The 24,079-nt window shown below is 39.2% G+C and carries 20 protein-coding genes and 1 pseudogene; 12 read left to right on the top strand and 9 right to left on the bottom strand.

The window, feature by feature from the left end; genetic code table 11:
* Positions 1-38: 38 nt before the first annotated feature.
* A complete protein-coding gene (locus tag ACPUEN_RS08520; RefSeq protein ID WP_425639694.1) occupies positions 39-476 on the bottom strand; it encodes an RrF2 family transcriptional regulator in 438 nt (145 codons plus the stop codon).
* A gap of 488 nt (positions 477-964) precedes the next feature.
* Here ACPUEN_RS08520 and ACPUEN_RS08515 point away from each other — a divergent pair, with 488 nt between their 5' ends.
* The 12 genes and pseudogenes from ACPUEN_RS08515 (at position 965) to ACPUEN_RS08460 (ending at position 11,547) form a co-directional block, all read left to right on the top strand.
* Entirely contained in the window at positions 965-1,150 is a 186-nt protein-coding gene (locus ACPUEN_RS08515; protein ID WP_425640171.1) for an efflux RND transporter permease subunit, read from the top strand.
* Between the two features lie 227 nt (positions 1,151-1,377).
* On the top strand, positions 1,378-1,809 hold the full coding sequence (locus tag ACPUEN_RS08510) for an RrF2 family transcriptional regulator (RefSeq protein ID WP_425639692.1): 432 nt from the start codon (positions 1,378-1,380) through the stop codon (positions 1,807-1,809).
* A gap of 37 nt (positions 1,810-1,846) precedes the next feature.
* A complete protein-coding gene (gene ric, locus ACPUEN_RS08505; RefSeq protein WP_425639690.1) occupies positions 1,847-2,569 on the top strand; it encodes an iron-sulfur cluster repair di-iron protein in 723 nt (240 codons plus the stop codon).
* Positions 2,570-2,572: 3 nt separating this feature from the next.
* Positions 2,573-4,357, top strand: coding sequence for a c-type cytochrome (locus tag ACPUEN_RS08500; RefSeq protein ID WP_425639689.1), 1,785 nt, complete (start codon positions 2,573-2,575; stop codon positions 4,355-4,357).
* Positions 4,358-4,399: 42 nt separating this feature from the next.
* On the top strand, positions 4,400-6,358 hold the full coding sequence (gene nosZ / locus ACPUEN_RS08495) for a Sec-dependent nitrous-oxide reductase (RefSeq protein WP_425639687.1): 1,959 nt from the start codon (positions 4,400-4,402) through the stop codon (positions 6,356-6,358).
* 57 nt (positions 6,359-6,415) lie between these two features.
* Positions 6,416-7,000: a hypothetical protein gene (locus ACPUEN_RS08490; RefSeq protein WP_425639685.1), complete on the top strand. Its 585-nt coding sequence runs from the start codon at positions 6,416-6,418 to the stop codon at positions 6,998-7,000.
* A gap of 20 nt (positions 7,001-7,020) precedes the next feature.
* Positions 7,021-7,455, top strand: a complete 435-nt coding sequence (locus ACPUEN_RS08485; protein WP_425639683.1) for a nitrous oxide reductase accessory protein NosL — start codon at positions 7,021-7,023, stop codon at positions 7,453-7,455.
* A 112-nt stretch (positions 7,456-7,567) separates the two neighbouring features.
* A complete protein-coding gene (locus ACPUEN_RS08480) occupies positions 7,568-8,803 on the top strand; it encodes a nitrous oxide reductase family maturation protein NosD (protein ID WP_425639681.1) in 1,236 nt (411 codons plus the stop codon).
* Entirely contained in the window at positions 8,790-9,542 is a 753-nt protein-coding gene (locus tag ACPUEN_RS08475; protein WP_425639680.1) for an ABC transporter ATP-binding protein, read from the top strand. Before ACPUEN_RS08480 ends, ACPUEN_RS08475 begins: the two co-directional genes overlap by 14 nt.
* Positions 9,526-10,293, top strand: coding sequence for an ABC transporter permease subunit (locus tag ACPUEN_RS08470; RefSeq protein ID WP_425639679.1), 768 nt, complete (start codon positions 9,526-9,528; stop codon positions 10,291-10,293). The genes ACPUEN_RS08475 and ACPUEN_RS08470 overlap by 17 nt, the downstream gene beginning before the upstream one ends.
* Before the next feature lie 83 nt (positions 10,294-10,376).
* Positions 10,377-11,090, top strand: a pseudogene (locus ACPUEN_RS08465) (Crp/Fnr family transcriptional regulator).
* Between the two features lie 235 nt (positions 11,091-11,325).
* Entirely contained in the window at positions 11,326-11,547 is a 222-nt protein-coding gene (locus ACPUEN_RS08460; protein ID WP_425639677.1) for a hypothetical protein, read from the top strand.
* 209 nt (positions 11,548-11,756) lie between these two features.
* Here ACPUEN_RS08460 and ACPUEN_RS08455 read toward each other — a convergent pair whose 3' ends face one another.
* The 8 genes from ACPUEN_RS08455 to ACPUEN_RS08420 form a co-directional block, all read right to left on the bottom strand.
* Complete coding sequence (locus ACPUEN_RS08455; RefSeq protein ID WP_425639676.1) at positions 11,757-13,220, bottom strand: WG repeat-containing protein; 1,464 nt, start codon at positions 13,218-13,220, stop codon at positions 11,757-11,759.
* 51 nt (positions 13,221-13,271) lie between these two features.
* Positions 13,272-14,393: a hypothetical protein gene (locus ACPUEN_RS08450; protein WP_425639674.1), complete on the bottom strand. Its 1,122-nt coding sequence runs from the start codon at positions 14,391-14,393 to the stop codon at positions 13,272-13,274.
* A gap of 13 nt (positions 14,394-14,406) precedes the next feature.
* Positions 14,407-17,073 carry a DEAD/DEAH box helicase gene (locus ACPUEN_RS08445; RefSeq protein ID WP_425639672.1) on the bottom strand — a complete coding sequence of 889 codons (2,667 nt, stop codon included), beginning with the start codon at positions 17,071-17,073 and terminating at the stop codon, positions 14,407-14,409.
* A 12-nt stretch (positions 17,074-17,085) separates the two neighbouring features.
* Positions 17,086-18,834, bottom strand: a complete 1,749-nt coding sequence (locus ACPUEN_RS08440) for a site-specific DNA-methyltransferase (RefSeq protein WP_425639670.1) — start codon at positions 18,832-18,834, stop codon at positions 17,086-17,088.
* Positions 18,835-18,843: 9 nt separating this feature from the next.
* On the bottom strand, positions 18,844-20,619 hold the full coding sequence (locus tag ACPUEN_RS08435) for a DUF262 domain-containing protein (protein ID WP_425639669.1): 1,776 nt from the start codon (positions 20,617-20,619) through the stop codon (positions 18,844-18,846).
* An 80-nt stretch (positions 20,620-20,699) separates the two neighbouring features.
* On the bottom strand, positions 20,700-22,577 hold the full coding sequence (locus tag ACPUEN_RS08430) for a hypothetical protein (RefSeq protein ID WP_425639667.1): 1,878 nt from the start codon (positions 22,575-22,577) through the stop codon (positions 20,700-20,702).
* The gene (locus tag ACPUEN_RS08425) at positions 22,574-23,692 is read right to left on the bottom strand and encodes a HigA family addiction module antitoxin (protein ID WP_425639666.1); all 1,119 of its coding nucleotides are present in this window, start codon (positions 23,690-23,692) and stop codon (positions 22,574-22,576) included. The genes ACPUEN_RS08430 and ACPUEN_RS08425 overlap by 4 nt, the downstream gene beginning before the upstream one ends.
* An 18-nt stretch (positions 23,693-23,710) precedes the next feature.
* Complete coding sequence (locus tag ACPUEN_RS08420) at positions 23,711-24,049, bottom strand: hypothetical protein (RefSeq protein WP_425639665.1); 339 nt, start codon at positions 24,047-24,049, stop codon at positions 23,711-23,713.
* Positions 24,050-24,079: the final 30 nt, after the last annotated feature.

Below are 24,079 nucleotides of genomic sequence, written 5' to 3'. Positions count from 1 at the left end.
TTTAAGACTATTTATTCTTAATTAAGGGTAAAAAAATATCATTCATCCAGCCGGACTTCCTGGGTTCGGATTTTCTCGCCCAAAGTGGCCAAGCTGGTTTCGGCAAAGTTGTGCTGAAGTTGGGTTTTTACCTCTTTCCAGAATTCATGGACAGGGCAGGGTTTGGCTGAGCCGCAATGCGGCAATCCGATCAAGCATTTGTCAAAGTAATCATCCCCTTCCAAGGCTTTGATCACGTCGATCAGCATGATTTCCTCAGCAGGTTTAGCTAAGGCGATTCCTCCTGCAGGACCTCGATAGGAAATGAGAATTCCCCTCTCAGTGAGTTCGCGGAAAATTTTTGTCACAAAATGAAAGGACAATCCCAGCTCTTCAGAAATATCCCTGATGCTTAAATACTGATTTTTCGGTGGATAAGCTACCAGGTAAAGCAAGGCACGTATACCGTATTTTCCGACTTGGGAGAGGGCTTTCAAATCTAATTCAGAGTATTAAGTCTGAAATAAAAACAAATTATTTTTCAATTCAAAATCAAAGAAAAAATTGAAGGTCTGGATTTATGATTTTTATGTGTTTCACTTATAAGTAAGTGGTGGCAGCCTTAAAAATGTCTATCTCATAACGGTAAAAAGAATGATGGGTTCGGACAGGAAAACCATGGCTCAATCTGGAATTGGCAGTTTGACGACCAAAATCTAATGCAAATTCTCACCAGGTTGAGTTTCTTAAGATCTAAAATGGATACCCAGCTATCCGAGTTAAACCATTTTTAGGGAGCGAAGGGGCGATTTGCTCCAATAAGTTTTCCTTTTTTACTGCCAGCCAGCACGTTGTTGTGGCTGTATTTTCCGATGAACCATGGGAAGACCCTGGTAAGGTTAGTCATGCAATTTTTGCCCTGACCAAGTTCTGACAGAAGGATTGAAATATGAGGGATCCAAGAGCCAGTTAGTACAGGGTTAGGCTGATTTTGACGGCGACTTTTTCTATTGTGATCGGAATGATGCCGATTGAGATGGCTGGCAGAACTGCAAGTGGGTGGAAAAATGAATTAGACCTGGTAATTATCGTAGGCTTATTGTCATCCCGGATTCTGACAGTTTATCAAGCTCCCGTTATATATTATTCTTTCGAAAATCTGAAAATGTAATTGACCTGAAAAGGAAAACCTGTGAAAATGATTTGATCCAGATTTAAGCCACATAAGAAATCAGCTTCCACAATAATAAGGGACTAATATAGACTTATGATAAGCCTCCATTTTCTTAGAAAACTGGAGGCTATTTTTTTAATCAATAAGATTAAAAAAAAATAATAAAAGATATTTTTATCCTTTAATATTTTTATTTACATTTGAGCATCTTCTAAACAAAAGAGATGTTTTCCAAAGCCTGTAAATATGCGATTAATGCGATGATCTACATCTCGACCTTGCCGGAAGGAAGCGATAGAGTAGGATTGAAGGAAATTTCAAAGTCAATCAATTCCCCGGAAGCATTTACTGCAAAGATCTTACAGGTATTAGTTCGGGAAGATCTCCTCACCTCTATAAAAGGCCCCAACGGTGGGTTTGAGATACATGAGGAGGGAAGGAAAACGCAATTGTATCGGATCGTACAAGTAATTGACGGGGATCAAATCTTCACGGGTTGTGCTTTAGGTCTTGAAAAATGCTCAGAAGACCACCCTTGCGCCGTTCACAATAAATTCAAAGCTATCCGTGAACATCTTGCCGGAATGATGATGACTACATCCCTTGAGGATATGGCGAAAGGAATACAGAAGGGGACTAATTTCTTAAAAATTTAAAAATTTTCAATTTATAAAGGATAAAACTATCTTAAATATGATGAGCAAGATCGCAGAAAAAAAAGTAGGAAGCATCGTGGCGGAAAATTTCCGCACTGCAAAAATCTTCACCGATTATGGAATTGATTTCTGCTGCAAGGGAGGAATCAAGCTAAGTGATGCCTGTGAAAAGAAAGGGGTGGATTTAGATAAAATCTCAGCCGACCTAGAACAAGCAGTGAAGCAGCAGGATGAAAAGCATTATCAGGATTTTGGGATGACTGATCTGGTCGATCACATTGTCAATGTCCACCATAACTATGTGGAAACCACCATTCCCTCGCTGAAATTCTATGTGGAAAAAATCGCGAAAGTCCATGGCGATAACCATCCAGAGCTTTTGGAGATCAGGGATGAGTTTTTAAATACAGCCGGTGCATTGACTTCCCATATGAAAAAGGAAGAATTTGTACTTTTTCCTTACATCAAAGCCATGGAGTCTGCAAAGAAGAACAATTTCCCACTTTCCCCGGCACACTTTGGAAGTATTGAAAACCCAATCGCCATGATGGAAGAAGAGCATGAAACAGAGGGTGACCGCTTCAGAAAGATCTCCGAATTGAGCAACGCCTATACGCCTCCTGCAGATGCTTGTCAGACGTACAAGGTCGCTTTTGCTATGCTTCAGGAGTTTGAAAAAGACCTGCATACGCATATCCATCTGGAAAACAACATCCTTTTTCCGGAGGCCAGAGAAGTGTTTAACAGTCTGAATTCCTGATCCATGATCACCCAAAATCCAATATCGTCCATCTTCTCTTTTTCTTCCAGGGTTCAATTCCGTCAGAATTGGATGAGATGGGCGTTTGGATTTTTCTTTCTGGCTGTTTGTCTGGGATTGGTGATGAGGTCATACCACGTAGTTGAGATTCCTTATTTTGAGTACCGAAATATCCTCCATACGCACTCACACCTTGCCATGCTGGGTTGGGGACACTTAATGCTCGTTGCAGGGATGGTTTTTGGCCTTGTGAAAGAACAAGACCAAATCAAGGATTACAAGTGGCTTTTCCTCGGGACTGTGATCGCGCTTTTGGGCATGCTGTTTTCCTTCCCATTTCAGGGATACGGACCGATCAGCATCAGCTTTTCTACACTTCATATGTTGATTTCCTATGGATTTGCTTACAAGCTTCTTAAAGTAATCCGGTCAGGTGAAAATACCCCAGCCACTCGTATGATTCGTCTTGCGATATGGTTTATGGTGATTTCCACGTTGGGGCTTTGGGCAGTTGGGCCCATATCCGCGACACTGGGCAGGATGCATGAACTTTACTTTATGACGGTTCAGTGGTTTATTCACTTCCAGCTGAATGGCTGGTTTGTGTTGGGAGCACTCGGCTTGATCCTGCTTTATTTCGAAGAACTAGGATTCCAAATCCCTTGGCCTACCTATCAGGAATGGATACTGTCGATCTCTGTGGTTATGACTTTTATGCTTGCTGTAACCTGGGCTGCACCGAAACCGATCTTCTTTCAAATCAATGGTATGGCGGTGATTATCCAGTTGATTGCCTATTTCTGGATTTTGAAGTCAGTATTCAATTTGGTTAAAACTGATAAACTCAAGGGGATTGCCAGAGTGCTTTTGATTTTGGCCCTATTAAGCCTGATGGCAAAAGCGATTCTCCAGGGACTACTGGTATTTCCTTCTATAGCAGTGATTTCCTATTCTATCCGAATCTATGTTATCGGGTTTCTTCATCTGGTTTTACTGGGCGTAATGACCATGGGGGTTTCAGCTGTGGCAATAGCCCGAGGCTGGATCAATGAACTCCCAATCAGCAAAACGGGGTGGATTCTTCTGATCGCGGGTTTTGTGCTCACTGAGGTTTTACTCTTTTTACAAGGCACCCTGGTTTGGTTGGAAATGGGCTTTTTACCCGGATACAACTTTTGGCTTTTTATCGCTTCCTGCCTTTTTCCACTCAGTCTTGCCTTCATTATGGCGGGCTTACGTTTCACTGAATTTCCCGAACAAGCTATATCAAATCCTACAATCAAATTACAAAAACAAATCAATCCTGAGATTATGAAAAAATCCCTGATTTTGTCAATGGGTATCCTGGGGATACTCCTGACTTCATGTGGTGGAGGAAGTACTGAAGGCGAAAGCTCTGCTGCCTCGGACGCTTCTCCCAAAGAAGAAGTAAAAGCCGATCCAAAGGGAATCGGAGAATTCAAATCGGTCGAAATCGGCGAAGGTATCGATGAGACATTGGCTGCCTCGGGCAAAGCAATAGTGGACATGAAGTGTACTGCTTGCCATCAGTTAAATGACAAAAGGCTGGTAGGTCCCGGTTTTCAAGGAGTCACTTCCAGGAGAGAGCCGGAATGGATCATGAATATGATTACCAATGTGGATGTAATGCTGGATAATGATCCACAGGCTCAGGCGCTTTTGGAAGAATGCCTGACCCGTATGCCCAATCAAAATATTTCCGCTGATGAAGCCCGTAGCATATTGGAATTTATGAGGAAAAATGATCTCGAAAAGGCGGGAATATAGGTTCTAACACATACTTAACCCAGTTTTTAAAATTGTAAACAAATGAAAAAAAATGTATGGCTACTTGCAGCAGGCTTGATTGCCGTTGCTTTAGCACCAAGTTGTAAACCTAAGGGCGCGCAAAGTGCAATCTCAGGCGATGCAGCTTCTAAAGTGTATGTGGCTCCAGGAGAGCATGATGAATTCTACAACATCGTATCTGGAGGTTTTAATGGACAGATTTCAGTTGTCGGGTTGCCTTCAGGCAGAGTATTGAAGGTTCTTCCTGTCTTTTCTGTTCATCCGGAAAATGGATGGGGATATTCTGAAGAGACCAAACCCATGCTTAATACCTCTCTTGGCTTCGTTCCTTGGGATGACCTGCATCACATTGCTGTTTCAACCACCAATGCGGAGCATGATGCAAGATGGGTTTTTGCTAATGCCAACAATACTCCAAGAATTGCGCGGATCGATTTGACCACTTTCAAGACGGTTGAGATCATTGAGATTCCTAATTCAGCAGGTAATCACTCCTCACCATTCATTACCCAAAATACCGAGTATGTGGTGGCGGGAACCCGATTCTCCGTGCCCACAGGAGATAATACGGATGTTTCGATTGATTCGTACAAAGAAAATTTCAAAGGCCATATTTCATTCATTGGAGTGGATAAGGAATCCGGTGAAATGAACCTATCATTCCAAATTGAGGCGCCACCATTTAATTTTGACTTGGCCCGGGCCGGCAAAAACAAATCTCACGGCTGGTTCTTCTTTTCCACTTACAATACCGAGATGGCCCATACACTTTTGGAAGTGAATGCTTCCCAAAAGGACAAAGATTATATCATGGCAGTGAATTGGAAGAAGGCTGAGGAGTACATAAAGGCAGGTGAGGGAACCAGGAAAAAAGCCAACTATGTACACAACACATGGAATGAGGAGACTCATACAGCTACTTCCACTATGATGGAAGACGTACTTGTGTTGGATCCAAAAATCCTGAAGGACATTGTGTATTTCATCCCTTGTCCCAAGTCACCACACGGAACTGACACAGACCCAACCGGTGAATACATTATCGGTAGCGGTAAGCTTGCGGCAATCATCCCGGTTTTCTCTTTTACCAAAATGCTTGCGGCAATCGAAAACAAGGACTTCGAAGGGACACTCGATGGAATGCCTGTCCTGAAATATGAATCAGTGCTCCATGGAGAAGTAGAGAAGCCAGGTCTTGGCCCACTTCACACAGAATTTGACGGTAAAGGAAATGCGTACACTTCCATGTTTGTGTCTTCTGAAATCGTAAAGTGGAATATCGAAACCCTTGAGGTTTTGGACAGGGTTCCTACTTATTATTCTGTGGGTCACTTGAGCATCCCGGGCGGGCCAACTGGCAAGCCTCACGGAAAGTACATGGTCGCTTACAACAAGATCACCAAAGACCGCTACTTGCCGACTGGACCTGAACTGGCGCACTCTGCACAGCTTTATGATATTTCCGGTGATAAAATGCAGCTTTTGCTCGACTTCCCGACAATCGGTGAACCACACTATGCAGAAGCATTCCCTGCAAGTCTGATTAAAGACAAGCAGGTTAAATTCTTCAAGATTGAGGAAAATAAGCACCCACATGCATTGAAAGGCATCAATGATGCGCGAGTGGAGCGTGAAGGCAATCAGGTTCACATCTATATGACTTCGATCCGATCCAATTTCAGGCCTGACAATATTGAAGGAGTACAAGTTGGGGATGAGGTTTATTTCCACGTGACAAACCTTGAGCAGGACTGGGATGTTCCCCATGGATTTGCAATCAAAGGCGCCAATACCGCCGAATTGCTGATCATGCCAGGAGAGACTTCTACGCTGAAATGGGTGCCGGACAGAGCAGGTATTTTCCCGTTCTATTGTACAGACTTCTGTTCAGCACTGCACCAGGAAATGCAAGGCTACCTGCGGGTATCACCCAAGGGATCGAGCAACGAAGTTAAATATTCCACAGGAGAAGTTGAGTGATCACCCAAACCCTACCGTCGACTCCACCTGGGTCGACGGTTATTTACACCTTCAATCATGCAATCGATCAGCACATCCAACAGAACTCTGATTTTACTTTCAGCCCTTCTTATCATTCCGGCTTATTTCATGCCGCTTTGGCAGATCAGCCTGTGGGCTCCTCAATACCCTGAGGGACTCAACATGAAGATTTGGATTGATCACCTGAGCGGAAATGTGGATCAGATCAACGGGGTAAACCATTACATCGGAATGAGACATATCGGAAATGAAATGTTTCCAGAATTTACCTTCCTGATCTATGTGATCGGGGCATTGATTGCCCTAGGAGTTATTGCTTTTCTGATTGGAAAAAGATGGAGTCTCTATGCTTTTTTTGGTCTGATGTCACTCTTCGGGATGGCAGTATTGGCAGATATGTACCGCTGGGGATATCAATACGGTCACAACCTTGATCCCAAAGCAGCCATAAAAGTGGAAGGGATGAGTTATCAGCCACCCCTGATCGGATACAAAGAGTTGTTGAATTTTCTGGCTTATTCCGGACCGGATACAGGAAGTTGGATATTAATCGGCGGAGTGGTTTTACTCATCATTGCAATTGTGAGAGATCGAATGGGGAAAAAAACTCAGATAGCTTAACCTTTAAAATTCAGAAAACTATGCAACGCTACCTTTCAATATTTTCAATAGTGATCTTTTTGACATCATGTTCAGCGGATCCAAGACCGATCGCATACGGTGAAGATGCTTGCCATCATTGCAAAATGAAACTAATGGATCCTAAATTCGGGGCTGAAATGGTCACTGAGAAAGGCAAAGTTTTCATCTTCGATGATGTCAACTGCATGCTGCAATACATGGATTCAGAGGATGGAAAAGGCCAACTATACAAGCACGTTCTCGTGACCGATTACCTGAATCCAGGTGTCCTCCTAGATGCAAACTTCGCCTTTTATCTTAAGTCCGAGGAATTCAAAACTCCCATGGCAAGTAACATCGTGGCCTTTCCGGATTATGATCTTTTAAAGGAATACAAATATAAATCAGGAGGAGTGTACCTCGCATGGGGAGAGCTTACCACACAGTTTAAATAACCTGTTTCGCAGATGAAATCATGAAATCGAGCATGACCATAATGTCATACACTTGGGATAATTACCAGAAATGCCAGATTCCAGGTGGCCGATTAAAATCAAATATTATCACATGAAAACTTTAGCCCTTATCTTCTTTTTTCTTTGCCTGATTGGGACACCTGAAGTACTGTCGGCAGCCATCAGAATTGCTCCCGGTCAATCGATTCAGGAAGCAGTGGATGGTGCCTCGGCAGGAGATACTTTGATTATTTCCGAAGGAACTTACAAGCAATTCGGGATCATTATCCGAAAACCATTGATACTGATCGGAGAGAATTACCCTGTTATCGATGCAGATTTCAAAGGAAATATCCTGATCGTCGCTACTTCAAACCTGACTGTTCAGGGTTTGAAATTGATCAATACGGGTAGATCGAATATGGATGATTCAGCCGCGATCAAGTTCTTCGATTCCAAGGATTGTATCATCCGGGACAACATTTTGGAGAATACCTACTTCGGACTTCATTTTTCCAATTCCTCCCAGATGACCATTATCAACAATAAAATCACAGCTTCGGCTATTAGGGAATTTGAAGTTGGAAATGGCATTCACCTTTGGAAGTGCAAAAATTCCTTTATCGGAAATAATGAGGTTTCCGGCCATAGAGATGGCATTTATCTGGAGTTTGTGACTCATACACAAGCGAAAGGAAACGTAGTGGAGAATAATATGCGCTATGGATTGCACTTTATGTTTTCGCACGACAACAGCTATATCCGAAATACTTTTCGTAAAAATGGCGCCGGAGTCGCTGTCATGTACACTAAAAATGTCCTGATGAAAGAAAACAGATTCGAAGAAAACTGGGGTTCCAGTGCGTATGGAATCTTGCTGAAAGACATCAGCGACAGTGAGATTATCGGAAATGTTTTCCTGAAAAACACCATTGGAATCTACATGGAAGGCAGTAGCAGAATTGAGTTTACCAATAATACATTCCGCGAAAATGGCTGGGCACTCAAGCTCATGGCGAGTTGCGACCAAAACACATTTAAAGCAAATAATTTCACCCAAAACACCTTCGATATCAGTACAAATGGCTCACTGGTTCTAAATACGTTGACTGAAAACTATTGGGATAAATATGAGGGCTATGACTTGGATCGGGATAAGGTCGGGGATATTGGCTATCGCCCTGTTAATCTCTACAGCGTGATTGTGGAAAAAATCCCGGCGGCAGTCATCCTTTGGAGGAGTTTCATGGTGACTCTTTTGGATAGGATGGAGAAAATCATCCCAACACTTACACCAGATGAAATGATTGATGAATCCCCAAAAATGAGACCTTATGATTTCGGTTAAAAATATATCCAAGAAGTTTGGCAAACTGCAAGTGCTGAAAAATTTCAATCTGGAATTTCAGCTTGGAAACAGCTACGCTTTGATGGGACCAAACGGAAGTGGAAAAACTACCATAATCAAAACTATCCTGGGAATGGTAATGCCGGACAGTGGTGAAATCTTGGTGAAAGGTAACTCCATAGAGAGAAGCCATTCCTATCGACAAGAAATCGGATACATGCCACAAATTGGTAGATACCCATCAAACATGAAGATAGGACAGCTTTTTTCCATGATGAAAGATATGCGTCCTGAGATCAAAAATTACGATATGGATTTGGTTGAGGCATTTAAGCTCGATCAAATGAAGGATAAAGCGATGGGCACACTTTCCGGCGGTACCCGTCAAAAAGTGAGTGCGGCTTTGGCTTTTTTGTTTACTCCGGATATTCTGATTTTGGATGAACCAACAGCAGGACTTGATCCGATTGCGGTGGAGATTCTAAAAGCAAAAATAAAAAAAGAGCGAATCTCAGGAAAGCTGATTTTGATCACCTCTCATATCATGAGCGATCTGGAGGAACTCACCAATCAGGCGGTTTATATTTTCGAAGGAGAGGTCTATTTCAATGACACCATTGAAAGCCTCAAAGAGTTAACCGGGGAAGACAGATTCTCACCGGCCATTGCCAAACTGATGCAATGGACATTAAAGAAAAAGACAACTAAACCGGAAATGAGCCATGTTGAAACTACTTAAATACGCCCTTTACGATATTCTGAAATCGCGTTTTGCGATGATATACACCTTGTTTATGATCTTGGTAGCCGTATCTATTTACCAGGTCTCGGATGATCTCAGCAAGGTTTCGCTCAGTCTGATGAATATTATGATCATGATCGTTCCGTTGATTTCTGCGGTTTTTGCAACAACTCATTTTTACAACAACTTGGAGTTTATAGAGTTGATGCTTGCCCAGCCCGTGAAGCGTTCACATGTATTTCTCAGCCAACTTTTGGCGGTAATTCTGATGCTGAGCTTATCGATTTTGATTGGATTTGGACTGCCGATGTTGCTTTGGGGAGCTGACAGTAGTTTGATTACCTTGCTCGGGGTGGGAGTGGTGTTGAGTGCGGTTTTCGCAGGATTTGCTTTTCTCGCCAGCGTAATGACACGGGACAAAGCGAAAGCTATCGGAATCAGTCTGGGGCTTTGGATCTACTTTTCCTTGGTGTACGATGGGTTTGTCTTGTACCTGATATATTCCTTTGCAGATTATCCCCTAGAGAAGGTAACGCTGGGTTTGGTCATGCTGAACCCTGTTGATTTGGGCAGAATTTTGATGTTGATGCAATTGGATATTTCAGCCTTGATGGGCTATACCGGTGCGTTTTTTAAGCAGTTTTTCAATAGTGGTTTGGGGATGTTGATTATTTTTCTTTCCCTCTCTGTTTGGCTGGTGGTTCCTGTGTGGTTGTCAGGTTGGATTTTTGGGAAGAAAGATTTTTAGAAAAGATGGCTATTGAATTATGATATTAGTCCTTTTTTGTTTAGGGGAATAACCTTTAAATTAAATTTGATTTACAAAGTCGTATGAATACCAATAAGAATACTCCATGCGAGCTATGTCAAAGTAGAAAATTCTCCTTATTTGATGGGCTTTCAGAGGAGCTTCTCTGCAAGTTGTCTAGTCATAAAAATATCATTTCCCACAAGAAAGGTCAAATCCTTTATTACGAAAACACTAAACCATTGGGACTTTTTTGCATCAATTCAGGGATTGTATAGGTATATAAGATAGCTTCCAATGGAAAAGAGCAGATTATCAGCTTAGCCCAGAAGGGAGATTTTTTAGGATTTGTCTCATTACTTGGTGAAGAAAATTACTCCAATTCAGCCACCATAATAGAGGATTCACTTATTTGCTTTGTTCCTAAAGAGACTTTTTTGGACATCATGGCCAAGGATAACAACTTCCACAGAAAGCTTATGAGTGCGTTGTGCCGAACTTTGGGAGGGATGGAAGAGCAGCTTACTGATGCTTCCCATAAAACAATCAGAGAAAGACTCGCATTCACCTTAGTCAAGCTTTGTGATACTTATGGTGTGGAACAGGGAGGAGGTCGAATAATAGATATAATACTTTCCCGAGAGGAAATAGCCGGATTAGTGGGGACTTCTACAGAGCCTCTAATTCGCTTGCTGTCAGAATTTAAAAAAGATAATCTAATTAGACTTGATGGGAAGAAAATTATTGTTCTTGATGAAAAGGGCTTAATCAAACTCGCTGATTTTTATAAAAATTAACCTGACCACACTCACTAACTTTTCATAAATATTCTAATGCCCTATTCCGGTTTTGTCCAATTGTATGCACAAAGGTCGAACTGTCAGTTAGCTTCAAAAAATTGGGGCTTTAAGCAGAATTTCCTAAAAACAGGGTTTCCTACGGACTGCCTCCCGGTTTTCAAATTCTAATTTTTATCTGTTTTCCAGACCGTCCTAAATGACCTGCATAAATTTTAACTAAAACCAAAATAGTATGGCATTCTCAAAAAAGTACATCGGTAAAGGAAAGCAAGTCGAAAACATGGATATCGTGGAAGTGAGCCTTAACATGGCAGAGCTTCAAAACCACACCTTCGAATATGAAGGTGCAACCTACGTAAAGTTCAACGTAGCGAAGCTGAAAGAACCAGATCAGTACGGGAAAACTCACACAGTTTATGTTTCTGTCAAAGAGCAGGAATCGGAAGAATCTTAATTACAAAGCCCTTCGGGGCTTTTTTTTATCGCTTGTATCTAACCGTATCGAAATGGCGTTCTCAGGAATAAACTGGTTACGGATTAACAGCTTATTGTAGTTAGCTTTCCCTACAACTGGTGACAATTAATGCGACAAGTTTCGTGGTAAAAAACTATTCGAATCTATTTCTGATTTAAAAGAAGGCGTAAAATTGAAAAAGCAATTTATTACAAATCAAAATCTCCAAATTGTTCCATTATTTCTTCATCCGACAAATTTCCTTGATGTTCTGAAAGAACGACACCTTTAAAGTTCAGCACTTTGTTGATATGAGGTGGATATGAAAAATCCTGGTATAAAATAATAGCTTTCATTTTATAATCTATATCTATATAACATTTCGAATTAGGGTAATTATATAGATCTAAGGTGTTTTGATGTCGAATTTCAAATCTATTGCATTGAAAACTATATAATAGTCCATTTTTCAAACTCATGATTGATATAGTATCTTCTTTTTGTAATAAAAAAGAATCCTCTTCTAAGTATTGTATCTTATCATAAATAGCCTCAAAAACCTGATTTCCATTAAAATCAAATGCACCATAAAGTTGATTTTGAATATAGATTATATAATTAGGAAGGACATCGATTATCGAATCAAAATAAATCGAAAACAACTTATGACCATAATTGTTAGAAAACCTTGTTGTTATGGTTTGATTCTCAATTGTTGGTGAAAGTTTTATTTTATCAGCAATTTTATATAATTCTAAAAAATCAGCAATACTGTAATCAAAACTTTTTGTCAAAATGAATATCCCTCCATCTTTAATTATTCTCCAAGATTGGAGAGGATGAGAAAATGAAATATTTGCCCCTTTACCTTTAAATAAGAATTTTCCATTTTTTGTAATTAGCCCTGTCTCATTATTGTTGGTAAATCTACCAACTCCGTTATGAAATTGACTTAGAGAATCATAAATGAATGGAATTGCGATTTCTCCATTTGAATCAAAATATCCGAATTTTCCATTTATCTCAATTTGACGATTATTGGTGTAATGATAAATCTGTATACCAAACTCCCGTTTTTTTGATATTGTAATATCCTTAGGTTCTATCTTGTTTCCAACCTTATCAATTAAACTAAATTTATTCAAGTATGATCCGCCAATTTTAGCTAAAAATTGATTTTCTGAAATTTGGTAGATTTCGCTATACTCTCTAGAGCTAAAAAGCGTTTCTCGGTCTTCTTTTATTTTTAATGTTCGATTAAAATTTTCGTGAGTATTTATTGTCTTAATTTTATGAGAAAATAGCTTATAGAATATTTCATATTTACTTTCATTAGAATCAATAAAACTTTCTTCTTCTCCAAAAATAGTTTCCTGTTTCACAAAATATCCTCCATTGATATTTTGATGACTAATTTGCAGGTATTCCTCTTTAGTGAATTTATTTCCCGAAGTATCTATTAGGTGTCCTCTGAGAACCCATTCTTGGCCCAAATACATATTTCTTTCGTAACATGATACTGAAGCAATTCCTGAAGAGTTAAATGGAGAGACTCTTAAAAATTTTGGTTCAATTTTTACATTTCCTTGCTCATCCTTGTAACCCCATCTATCAGGAAATATCCCGATGATGCTGTCAGAAATGATTGAAAAGGGGATTAGTGTATTCGCCATTTAATTGTTTTTTACTTCTATTTTACTTAACAAGTTTAAAATATGGCTATCTTATTTATTGAAAATACTTTGAATGAATTTTAAATCTTCAATACGTTTTTCTTCCTTCTTTACATTCTCTTCCCCTTCTTCAATTTGATTATTTTCATTATTCAGAATATTTTCCAGTTTTTTAAACTCAATTTTGAATAAGTCTGGTGTATTATATTCTTTTCGAGAGTAGTAAAATATATGTTCATTAATATCTCCTTGTAGATAAGTATCTATTATATTATTTCTATCTTTATTTAATTCTGAAAATAATGAGTCGATAATAAGAATATTTTCTAATTTGAAATTTTTAGAATAGATAGACGCTATATATGATTTTATATAAAAAAGGTTTTTATTCCAAAACAAATAGAAGTATGTAATTGATTTATCAATTCTTTTTATTTCTAATAGAACATGACCTGAATAAACTCTGCCAGAAAAATTTGAGCCAATAAAATTACGGTATTTGAAATAATTAAATCCCTTAGGTAAATTAACAATTATTTCCTTCTCCAATATTTTTGTATCAAAAACTTCAGTGATTTCTTGAGTAAGTCTATTTGAAAAGAAATTCTTGACAAACTCTTTCCCTAATTCTGCGGCCTTCCTTTCAAATAGAGAATCGATTTCCCTATATTTTCCAGGGTTTCTTTTAAAATCACTTTCATATCTTTCTATCTTTATGACTTCTTTTAGACTTTCTTTTTGTGAATTTATTTCTCTTTCTAAAGCACTTGAATCAATAGTAGTTTCCTTTATCTCTCTGTTCTTAAGGTTATATGTTATTTTAGATATTGAATTATCAGACTTTTTTAATTTATAGTAGTTTATTATTTCTTTCTTATAGCTTTCCACTTTTGGGATAGAATATAAAGTCATCATCTCAGGGTAGATGAATATTTCACGGCATGTGAAAAAATTATACTCAAATTCAGAATTGTAAAACTTTATAATAAGTATATCGTCCTTTTTTAAATGTGAGTTATCTAATTCAATCATTCCAGGAATTACCTTCCTTAAGAATTCATAAACAGAAAAATCATACTGGTTGTTAAATCCCTTTTCATTTATTAATTTTTTATTCTCTATTTCAATTTTTTCAATTTCCTTTTTAAATGATGTAAGATCCCAATCATTCATATTACTACAATATTTAATTTATAAAATACCCAAAACTTCTACTCACACTCACCTCATCATGTGCGATCAATACATATCGCCATGGCTTTCCACCAAATTCAGCAGTATATTCTGATGCATAATTACAATAGGTCTCTGCTGCTTTCTTCTTATCAAGCACTTCTGCACTTTCCATTTGATCGGCTGCTTTAGTCTCCACCATATAGATGCAGTCCGCGGTCTCCACAACGAAGTCGGGATAGTATTGTCTGGAATTGTTCGCCCAATAGATTCTAAACTGATTCTGTGCCGGACGAAGCCATTTCAAGACGTCCTTATCATTTTCCAAAATGTAGGCAAAGTCTTTCTCGGTCTTGGAATCAAACTTATACTCTAAGTGCCCGGCCTTTTCGAAGCCTGTAAAAACCAATTTCGGAATCAAAGAAACAGGTGTAATCACATCTTTGTAGTGTCTTTTACTATTTGGCAAGGCATTGAAGTTCCAATCTTCGATCTTCACAAATGACCAAACTTTCGGCTTGCTGTATTCCCGATCACTAATTCGGAAATGGGTTCGCATCTGCTTGTAAATCTCTCGGGCAATGTGTTTTCTATATTGTTTCACTACCAAAGCAAATTTCTCCGCATCTTCCTGCTTGCTCTGAATATATGCTAAAGCCTGCCCAGTAAGTTTGAAAAGTAATTCACTGCATTCATCATAGTCAATCTCAGGATAATTGACCAGCTCTGCTACCACCTGATTTGCGGCAGAATCTCTTCGAAAGGCCCCATGGATCACACCGATTGAATCTGTACGGCGCTCACCTGTGAGCTCAACAATCATAATTTCTTCAGACAAAGGATTAAAGTTAAATCCAAGCTCAGTAAATAAATCGAAGTCCTCAAACCATGCTCTTGCCTCATCCTGCACCAAATCAATTCTTGGAATCTCTATTACATTTTCTTGATAGTTACTTACCAACTTGTCATAAGCTTCATAAGCAGCTTTATATTCCTCTTCTGCAAAAATATCTGTCTGCCCGGAAAATACTTGTTCCCGGACTTTGTGCATGACCATCTGCTTTACTTCAGGCTTTTGTAAATCAGCCAGGCTATTTACTCCTTCCATTTTACCTACGCTTGGTATAAAATGTACGATTGCTCTTCTGGCATTTAGACCAAATTGTGCTTGTGATCGCTTTGCCTGATCTTCGATTTTGGCAATTACTTTTTCTTCACGGCTAAAGGCTACTTCGGTCAAGGAAGGACTAAACACTAATTCTGTTTTAGGTCTTAACTCATCTTCGTCCAAAGTAATGAATGTCATTTTATTCAAAACCGAATTTGGATTCTGGGCTTCCGCAATGACCGATTCAAAATTATCATGGGCGATTACAGTGAGCTTGTCAATCTTATCCACGCCTGTACGCTCTCCATTAAAAGGTAATCGAAGGCCACGACCAATTGTCTGCTCGATTAGGATACTTGCATTTGCGGCGCGAAGAGGAACGATTGTGTAGAGGTTAGAAACATCCCAACCTTCTTTGAGCATATTCACATGGATCACGACTTCAATCTCGTTTTCGTATCGCTCCAACTCTACAAACTGTCGGTCGATTTCCTCGTCTTTCTTGGTACTGCTGTCTATCTGAAGTACTTTCCCCTTGTACTGACCGCCATAGAATTGATCCGAATTCATGTACTGATGCACATCTGAAGCATGTGAGATATCGCGGCAAACAACCAACACAAATGGCTTCACCAACTTTGCTCCGGTGTTTCTGGAATAAAGCTCCAATTCTGCTTTAGTGTCCTGATGAATGGAAATTGCATCTTCCAGTTTGATCTTTTCGATCTCATCGGCACTCATACCCTGAGCACGGAAATTCTTCCGAGTCGCAATGGCTGGATTCTTTACATACTTGCCATCTTCCAAAGCTTTGGCTAGAGAATACTCATACACGACATTTTTAAAGGCATTCCCTTTTTCATCTAAAGGAGTAGCGGTCAACTCAATACCCAAAACAGGCTTTAGCTCATTAATTGCTTTTTTACTTTGATCCGCATGGTATCGGTGTGCCTCGTCCATAAGTATTACCATGTCATCCAGCTCAGTAAGGTAGCTCCAGTAGGATTGTCCTAAATATTCGGATAGTCGCTTGATTCGCGGTGCCAGCGCTATGCCTCCTTTCTTTGTGCCTTTGTTGTCGGAGTTAAACTTGGCGACATTGAAGATATTGATCCGCACTTCCGAATCGCGGAAAAGTCCACCCAACTGTGCATAATTTTCTCCTGTGATAATCACTGGTTTATTATGGACGAATTCCCCAATACCAGAAAAGACATACTTGGCATAGGCAGGATTACCAAAATCTTCCATCAGCTTCTCATAGATGGTGAGGTTAGGAGCCAGAATAAAGAAATTTCGGATACCCTTCTCAAGATAGAGATACGTGATACAAGCCCCCATTAATCGGGTCTTGCCCACACCAGTGGCTATGGAAAAACAGATAGAAGGAAAATCCCGCTCGAAGTCAGATACCTTAGGGTAATGCTCCTGTACGATTTTCAACTCTGTCGCTAGGTCAGCATCCTTCTTTAGGGAAAGTTCCCCGCTCAGCTGAGCTAAAATATCAAGTGAATCTTTCAGCGGTTCACGTAAGGAAAGACGCTGCTTGATTTGATTTGCGTTTTTGTTCATGGGGTCAAAAAATTAGTCGAAAAGAGAGGCTTGATCTGATTTAGGTTTAGACTTGGAAGGCTTGATTTCGTATTCGATTGATTCTTCCTCAAGATTCTCTTCCGAGTCATCGCTAGGAAGCTGTACGATCTTCAGGCTGTAGTCATCCTTGCCAAACTCACATTTGTGGAGCAGCAAACTTGGAATTTTCTTGATGGTAATAGCAGTATGTCTGTTTTCACATTCCGGCTGATAGGCTTTACAGCAGATCAGGAGCGTCTCATCTGGTTTCATCTCTTCCTGGATCTTGTCCAGCATTTCCACGGTGATAAACTGAGTGGTGGTAAACAAAAAGTCCCGCTCCATGCTACGTCCCTGCTTCCAGAAGATCGCTTCATCCGGCTGGTACTTAAATCCCTCTTGCTTCGCCATGGCGGCGGCCAACATATCGGGATTGTATTCTTTATTGATTACCCAGTTTCCAAATCTATCCTGATTCAGCAGGCTGGGAGCTAGGGTGTAAAACTTAAATCCTCCTCCACCTTTCCAATCCACAGACTGGGAAATGCCACCTTGTTCACCATCCACTACCTGTTTCAGTCGGGGATAGCAGTGGGTGATGGCATGCTCGCCTAGCTCTATCCCGATATAGCGTCTGCCCATTTTATGGGCTACGGCTGCAGTGGTGCCAGAACCAAGAAAGGAGTCGAGAACTAGGTCTCCTTCCTTTGTTGTAAGTTCAATGACTCTTTTTAATAGCTTTTCAGGTTTTTTACCTTTTTTGAAAATAACTGATCCTTCTTTAGCAATTCCTTCCCAAGCTATATCAGTCCATATGTTGGTTAATAGCCTCGTAGCGACTTTTTTACCTTCAATTTCATTTACATTTTTATTGTAAAAAATTAGTTGCTGTCCATTAAGGATAAAAATGTCATCATATTTTCCGTCTCTTTCGAGTTTAAAAATTGTATTTGGAAATTTAAGAGAATCATATTTTAACTCGACAGTTTTTTGACCAGCTCCAGAATCACTAATTGACGCAAGTCTTGCGACACGATTTGCATTTTCTGTTATAAATGAATTATACTTGTCAAGAATTTTTCTAGGATGTGTTTTTGGTCTGTCTTTTCTAATTTTTTCATATGCATCCATTGTGTTAGAAAAAGTCCATTTATCAAATGGAGAATTTGGGTTTTCAAGCCACATACTGTATGCATAATCTGGCTCTCTTTCAACTCTTGATCCAATTTCTTTAAAGGATGATTTGTTCTTTGCATAAAACAATAGGTACTCTGAAGCTTTGAAAACACCAGGATTTACCGTGCTAAATGCAGAAGGAGCTCTTACATCGATAGTAATTCTATTTACTAAGTTTTCTCGTCCAAAAATTTCATCACAAATTACTTTGCAATAGTCTACTTCATTCTCATCTAATTGAATAAATATTGCTCCTTCTTCAGACAGTAGAGTTTTAAAAAATTTTATTCTTGAGTACATCAGGTTTAACCATAGTGAATGTTCAATTCCATCATCATAATGATCAAATGCTGCACCTGTATTATATGGGGGATCGATATAGATACATTTCACTTTTCCCGTATAATCCTGTTCCAGGGCTTTTAGGGCAAGCAGATTATCCCCATAGATCAGCATATTTTCTGAGTTGGGATCACCGTAGCTATACTCCGGGTTCTCGATCAGAATGCGGGGCTCCAACTTGGGTTCTTCACCCTTACCTATCCAGGTCAGTTCGAGTTTTTGGGTTTTATTAGGGGAGGGCATGATATTGATTTAAAGTTTCCAGTTCCAGATTTTAAGGGCAGTTTGAGCGAGATCAGCCGAGCGTTTTTGGATCGCTTGGATATTCCAAGGCTCAGGCCTGGCTTTGATGTCACGGGCAAGTGCGGAGCTGTCGTTGTATAAAGTTTGTTTATTTGAAAAGGACTTTTGTCCCCAAGTGCTATTGGCCTGTTGGCTATTCAAACTCAGGTTTCCCAAGGTGTTGATAATTCTAGGCAAGTTGGCATCTAATGCATCAGCACCTAAGTAAATTTTCCAGTGTTGATCCAAGGTCTGGGGTAGAACATGCTCGATGGTGGGCAGAGTCGTGTAGTCCGGGAGTTCCCCGTGCGGTTGAAGTTTGATGTCTATTTCTTGAAGGATATGTCTGGAAAAGCCTAATTCTCGGGGGTTGTAAAGTTCTTTTGATAAAAATGCCTCTTCAAAAGTTTGATCATCAACCCATAGATTTTCTTCTTTTACCCTTTTTTGGAAAGCCCTAACCTTATCTCCTTCATTGATGATCTGATTAAATAGGTTTGGAAATAAGACATCGTACTTAGTTGTCTGGAGCTTGGCTATTTTTCGACGTACCAAAAGTGTATAAAGCTCCTTTAAAAGACTCACCACTTCCACATCGCTCATCTCACTTTTTTCAAAAGCTTTGAGTAAAGCCATCAAATAGGGATGAACCGTATCCATGTTTGTTTTTTTGATCGAATAAAGTAGCAGATTGATTTTATGATTTGGATGCTTAGACTTAGTGGGGTCAATGATCTGATTATAGATTTCAGTATAGTCAACAATTCGGTCAAGTAGGTCAAGACTAAGTTGTTGATCTAGCTGATGTCTATGCTTGTTTTTCAGGAAAGCATACATCCGCTTTTCCTTACCAATTTTCTTTTTTTCGCCTATGGAAAATAGGTTACGGAGGTATTCTTCGAAATTATTGTAGCCAACTTTTCGCTGAGCCGAAAGCCATTTTTCATTATGAATTTGTTCATAGGAGGCTTCATTTGCAGTAATTAAAGGTTTAAACAGAAAATTGCACAGCAATTCTGACGCAGTCAGCGGTTGTCCGGCATCATTAAGACTTTCAAAAATCGCCTGGGCATCGTCCTTTTTTTCATCCAGTGGAATCCATACGATCCTCAAAGAATCAAATACAGCGCGTGCGATATTCCAAAGCGTTGGGACGTCTTTTCCTTTTAGGTTTTTATTGGCAAAAGAGATGAATTCATCGATTCGATTGGTTTTTGGATCGTATAGATGCTGATCTTGAGCCAAAAAGGGGCTGACTGGATTGCTATTGAAGAGTGCTTTATAGGTGGGAAATCTGTCTCCTTTGGTACTGAAGATTTTGAGCTTCAGGTAATCGTCATCCGATTCGACCGTATTGATCAGCATTTTATTCAGCTCAGCCACGTAGTAAGAAGCATTAGGTGACATTGCAGACTTTTCTTCGATGAGCTCTTTGATCACCGCAAGTAATAAATAGGAGGTCGTGAATCGTTGCTGTCCGTCGATAATTTGATATCGCTTGAGTGAGGGATGCCCACCTGTTTTTTCGAGAACCACGATAGGGCCAAAGAAATGCTCGGTGTCTTTAAAATTATCGTCATTGACATTATCGAGGATTCCATCCTCTCCCAAAATATCCTCTAAGATTAGTTTCTTCCACTGTTTCTGTTGCCAAGAGTATCCTCGCTGGAAAAATGGGATTTCGTATCTGGCATTGGTGGAGAATATTTCCTTGAAATTTCTGCTGAGTACACCTGAGGTTTGCATTTGCTAAAAGTTATATTATTGTGAATAAAGTGAAAACTAAGTGATCAATCAAACCACTTATCCTAAAAGAATAAGTGAAATTATTTGACAAACTTTCTAAAAGCGGATACTATCTGGAAAATAAAGAAAGCAAGTACGATCCTTTGAAGTCCATCCCAGAAATGAGCTGATGCAGGAACTTGTCCTGGAAACATGTCTTTTACTCTTCGAGTAGGATTGAATAATTGCCAGAAAACAGAATCATACTGTCCCATTTTACACCAAAATAAACTCCATCCTTCAGCACTCCAATCACATTTCCAACTTATGATTGGATCTGCACCAATTACTAAAAGAGGATAGATTATTATTGTTGACAGAATTAAAAGTCCAAATGGGAGGAGCCAGTTTTGGCCATGGTTATTGGTTTTCCCCAAATTAATACTGATCATATCCGACTGGAAAGAAAACCAAGCTGATAATTTTCTATTTTTTAAAAACTGCTTAACCTTATCAATGTGTGGTTTTATTGATCTAATAAGTGTCCCTAAAATAGAATCTGTTTTACCTCTTTCAGATCTGATGAGTTTACCGTGAGTTTCTACTTCTCTTGATTTAAATTCTAAGGCAGTAATTCGATCGGATTGCTTTTCAGCAGCAAGTTTAAGTTGCCGATAGATTTCACGTTTTTGAGATAGAATTCTGCTTTGGTTTGAAATATCTGAATCTATATTTAACTGATTGTTCACAAACCAGCTAGCTCCATAAACAAAGATGTTGTCTAGTCGCGAATCTATCACTCGAACGGATGGATAGATACTGAAATCAAAATCATAAAATTCTGTATTTCCCAAATTTGAATTTTCGATCAATAGTTCGGATGGTGTGCCTTCCATTCCATCGGGTTTGTTATTATTGAGTGAAACCAATGCTTTATTGAAGAAATGGCTAAATGTCAATTTATCATATGAGCAATCACGAAGGAAAAGTGAGTTGTTGAAGTTGATTCCTTTAAGGTAAACTTCTTTAAAAAAGGTATTTCGGAAATCTATTACTCCTGATGACTGTTCTGAAAAATTGATTTGGAGTTTATTTGAAATAATACTCTTACCATCAAACTGAATTCCATTTTTAAATTTGGTGTCAAGGATATCAACTTCATTGATACTAAAGACTTTCATGTTCATTTTGTCAAATGAAAGTCGCACCTCAGATTCGAAAACTGCACCTAAAAAACTCAGAAACTCGGAAATTGAAATGTCTTGAATTACAATTTCATCCTTAAAAATTCCACCATCAAAAATGATTGAACCATAATCTGTTCCGGAAATATTTACGGTTTTGTGAAATAATGAGTCTTTGCCAGATATAATAAAATTTGAACATTTTATGGGACTTATTCGGACACTATTAATTACTTCAATTGATATAAATTGAAGCCCCATCTTTCTAATTGTTCCGCCAAAAAAATCAATAGAGTTAAGAAGACAATTTTTTATTTCAAAAGTAGATCTACAAGTCACGTCATTAAAAGACAGTTGACCTATTTGAGACTTTTCACTTTCCAACCCTAGAAAAGAAATCCCATTTTCAAAAAATGAATTGGCAACATAAATTCCTTTAATTCTGCAGCCAAGAAATCCCAAAGTGAAATTTTCATTTGCCGATCCTTGGCTACCCCCTTCATGAGATGTACACTTTATTATGCTAATGGGTGCTTTAAATTCACATTCATTGAATATTAATCCTGAATGCAACTCAATATCACTAAATGTAATTTTTCCATCAAAGCTGAAATTTGTCAGTAGTAAGTGTTTTTTGGAGTAATTATTTTTAGTAAAATCAATTTTTCCAAATACAGTTGTTTTCTTTCTTTGGGATCCTAGTTTGCAAAAATCATCCGATTCGGATACTAATTTTATAAACTCCTCAGCGGAATATTTATTAGCGTCATCAAGCAACTCTATCAAACTACTCACAACTCAATTTTTTGATAAAACCCATGCACATGACCTTGACCTCTAGAAATAATTTCTTTGCGTTCCAATCGTCCGACAATCATGGCTGGATGTGTATTGATTTGTTGAGCAAATTCTAAAATCTGATCAGTGCTCCAAGACCCACCTTTTTGCAGCGACATAAACTCGGCTTCCTCTTTCTCGCTGTAGGTAGAAGCAATGGCAAAGGCATCTGCCTCAGCTTCTTTGGCTAACCCTTCTACGGTATAATCCAGACCTTCCAAGAAAACCTCCTTTTTGCCATGCTTTAATATATGTCCTGCCTCATGAAAAAAGGTAAACCAGAAGATATCATTTCGTTGGAATTGATTTGAGAGCTGAATCACAGGAGTATCACCCATCCATCGAGAAGCTCCGTGTACTTTGGAGTTGGGAAGTTTGGGTGTATGGACGATTTTCACACCGACGTCAGCGCATTGATCAGCTAGGAGCTGGAAGAAATCCGCAGGATGCGCGACCATAATTTTCTTTATCTCGGTCAAGGCATCTTTGAATTTTGTTTTATCAAATTCATTGACTTCTAATTGGGAGGCTTGAATTTCCCCTTGTCTTAGCCATGCGGCCAAGGCGTAGGGATTTTTCTTGGTTTGATTGGTCAGGCGGTAATTCTGATTTTCAACAGTAGCGAAACAACTAGACGTATAAAATGCTTCTTTTCCGCCTACTCTAAAAAACCGAAATATCGCTTCTACACATTCTAATGGTTCTTTGGTTTTCAGACTCAGCCATTGGAGTTTAAGCATTTCCTTAATCGGAAAGTTTTTGAGCCATTCCTTTTCCTCGATCAAGCGTTCTGCTTCGAGGATTTCTGCTAGTTCAAGGCGATAGTTTTTTTCCCGCTCCAACCAAAAATTAGCAGGAATATCCGTCACCCGTTCCAGTTGTATAGCAGTCTCAGAAGTGATAGCTGCTTTGCCTTGGATGATTTCGTTGATCGTTTTTTGAGGTCTTCCCATTCGACTCGCTAATTCAGTTTGAGAGATTTTTAACTCATCGATGGTCTCCGCCAAAGTATCTCCAGGAGGGGAGATCACTAGTTTGGCAATTTCGATATCAGCTTGGGTTTTGAGTTTCATGGGGTTCTAGTCTAGCTATTAATGGTAATCGTAGCAAAGTTCTTCAATCGTAATATCTGTCACTTGGGTCCAATCCAATCCGCCATCATCTTTGATTGGTTTTGGATCATGATTCGGTTCAAAAATCAATCTTCTATTTCCTGTAATAGTCACTGCCAAGTAACCTTTGTAATTTTTGCCCTTCAATTGATGACAGTTAGCTCCAGATATTTTTCCAATAACTTCAAGGCTTGCAGCAGCTTTTAAGTCTTCTAACCTTGTCTTTACTTGTTTAGCATTTGTTCCAAAGGCTTTAAAAAGTTCCTTTAGATCCTCTGCTTGTTTCTTAAGCTTGTTTGTCCTGTAAGTGATGTTCACGCAAAAGTATAATTAAAAGTTATTAACCCA

It is taken from the genome of Algoriphagus yeomjeoni (genome assembly GCF_049821175.1).
Classification (GTDB): Bacteria; Bacteroidota; Bacteroidia; order Cytophagales; family Cyclobacteriaceae; genus Algoriphagus; species Algoriphagus yeomjeoni_A.
This window is presented reverse-complemented; position numbering and strand designations above follow the sequence as displayed.

What these genes read in the sequence shown, in the direction of transcription:
- ACPUEN_RS08440 (WP_425639670.1), bottom strand. Translation starts at nt 18,834, where the DNA reads ATGCCCTCCCCTAATAAAACCCAAAAACTCGAACTGACCTGGATAGGT.
- ACPUEN_RS08490 (WP_425639685.1), top strand. Translation starts at nt 6,416, where the DNA reads ATGCAATCGATCAGCACATCCAACAGAACTCTGATTTTACTTTCAGCC.
- ACPUEN_RS08455 (WP_425639676.1), bottom strand. Translation starts at nt 13,220, where the DNA reads ATGGCGAATACACTAATCCCCTTTTCAATCATTTCTGACAGCATCATC.
- ACPUEN_RS08500 (WP_425639689.1), top strand. Translation starts at nt 2,573, where the DNA reads ATGATCACCCAAAATCCAATATCGTCCATCTTCTCTTTTTCTTCCAGG.
- nosZ (WP_425639687.1), top strand. Translation starts at nt 4,400, where the DNA reads ATGAAAAAAAATGTATGGCTACTTGCAGCAGGCTTGATTGCCGTTGCT.
- ACPUEN_RS08510 (WP_425639692.1), top strand. Translation starts at nt 1,378, where the DNA reads ATGTTTTCCAAAGCCTGTAAATATGCGATTAATGCGATGATCTACATC.
- ACPUEN_RS08425 (WP_425639666.1), bottom strand. Translation starts at nt 23,692, where the DNA reads ATGAAACTCAAAACCCAAGCTGATATCGAAATTGCCAAACTAGTGATC.
- ACPUEN_RS08475 (WP_425639680.1), top strand. Translation starts at nt 8,790, where the DNA reads ATGATTTCGGTTAAAAATATATCCAAGAAGTTTGGCAAACTGCAAGTG.
- ACPUEN_RS08445 (WP_425639672.1), bottom strand. Translation starts at nt 17,073, where the DNA reads ATGAACAAAAACGCAAATCAAATCAAGCAGCGTCTTTCCTTACGTGAA.
- ACPUEN_RS08460 (WP_425639677.1), top strand. Translation starts at nt 11,326, where the DNA reads ATGGCATTCTCAAAAAAGTACATCGGTAAAGGAAAGCAAGTCGAAAAC.
- ACPUEN_RS08485 (WP_425639683.1), top strand. Translation starts at nt 7,021, where the DNA reads ATGCAACGCTACCTTTCAATATTTTCAATAGTGATCTTTTTGACATCA.
- ric (WP_425639690.1), top strand. Translation starts at nt 1,847, where the DNA reads ATGATGAGCAAGATCGCAGAAAAAAAAGTAGGAAGCATCGTGGCGGAA.
- ACPUEN_RS08450 (WP_425639674.1), bottom strand. Translation starts at nt 14,393, where the DNA reads ATGAATGATTGGGATCTTACATCATTTAAAAAGGAAATTGAAAAAATT.
- ACPUEN_RS08480 (WP_425639681.1), top strand. Translation starts at nt 7,568, where the DNA reads ATGAAAACTTTAGCCCTTATCTTCTTTTTTCTTTGCCTGATTGGGACA.
- ACPUEN_RS08435 (WP_425639669.1), bottom strand. Translation starts at nt 20,619, where the DNA reads ATGCAAACCTCAGGTGTACTCAGCAGAAATTTCAAGGAAATATTCTCC.
- ACPUEN_RS08470 (WP_425639679.1), top strand. Translation starts at nt 9,526, where the DNA reads ATGTTGAAACTACTTAAATACGCCCTTTACGATATTCTGAAATCGCGT.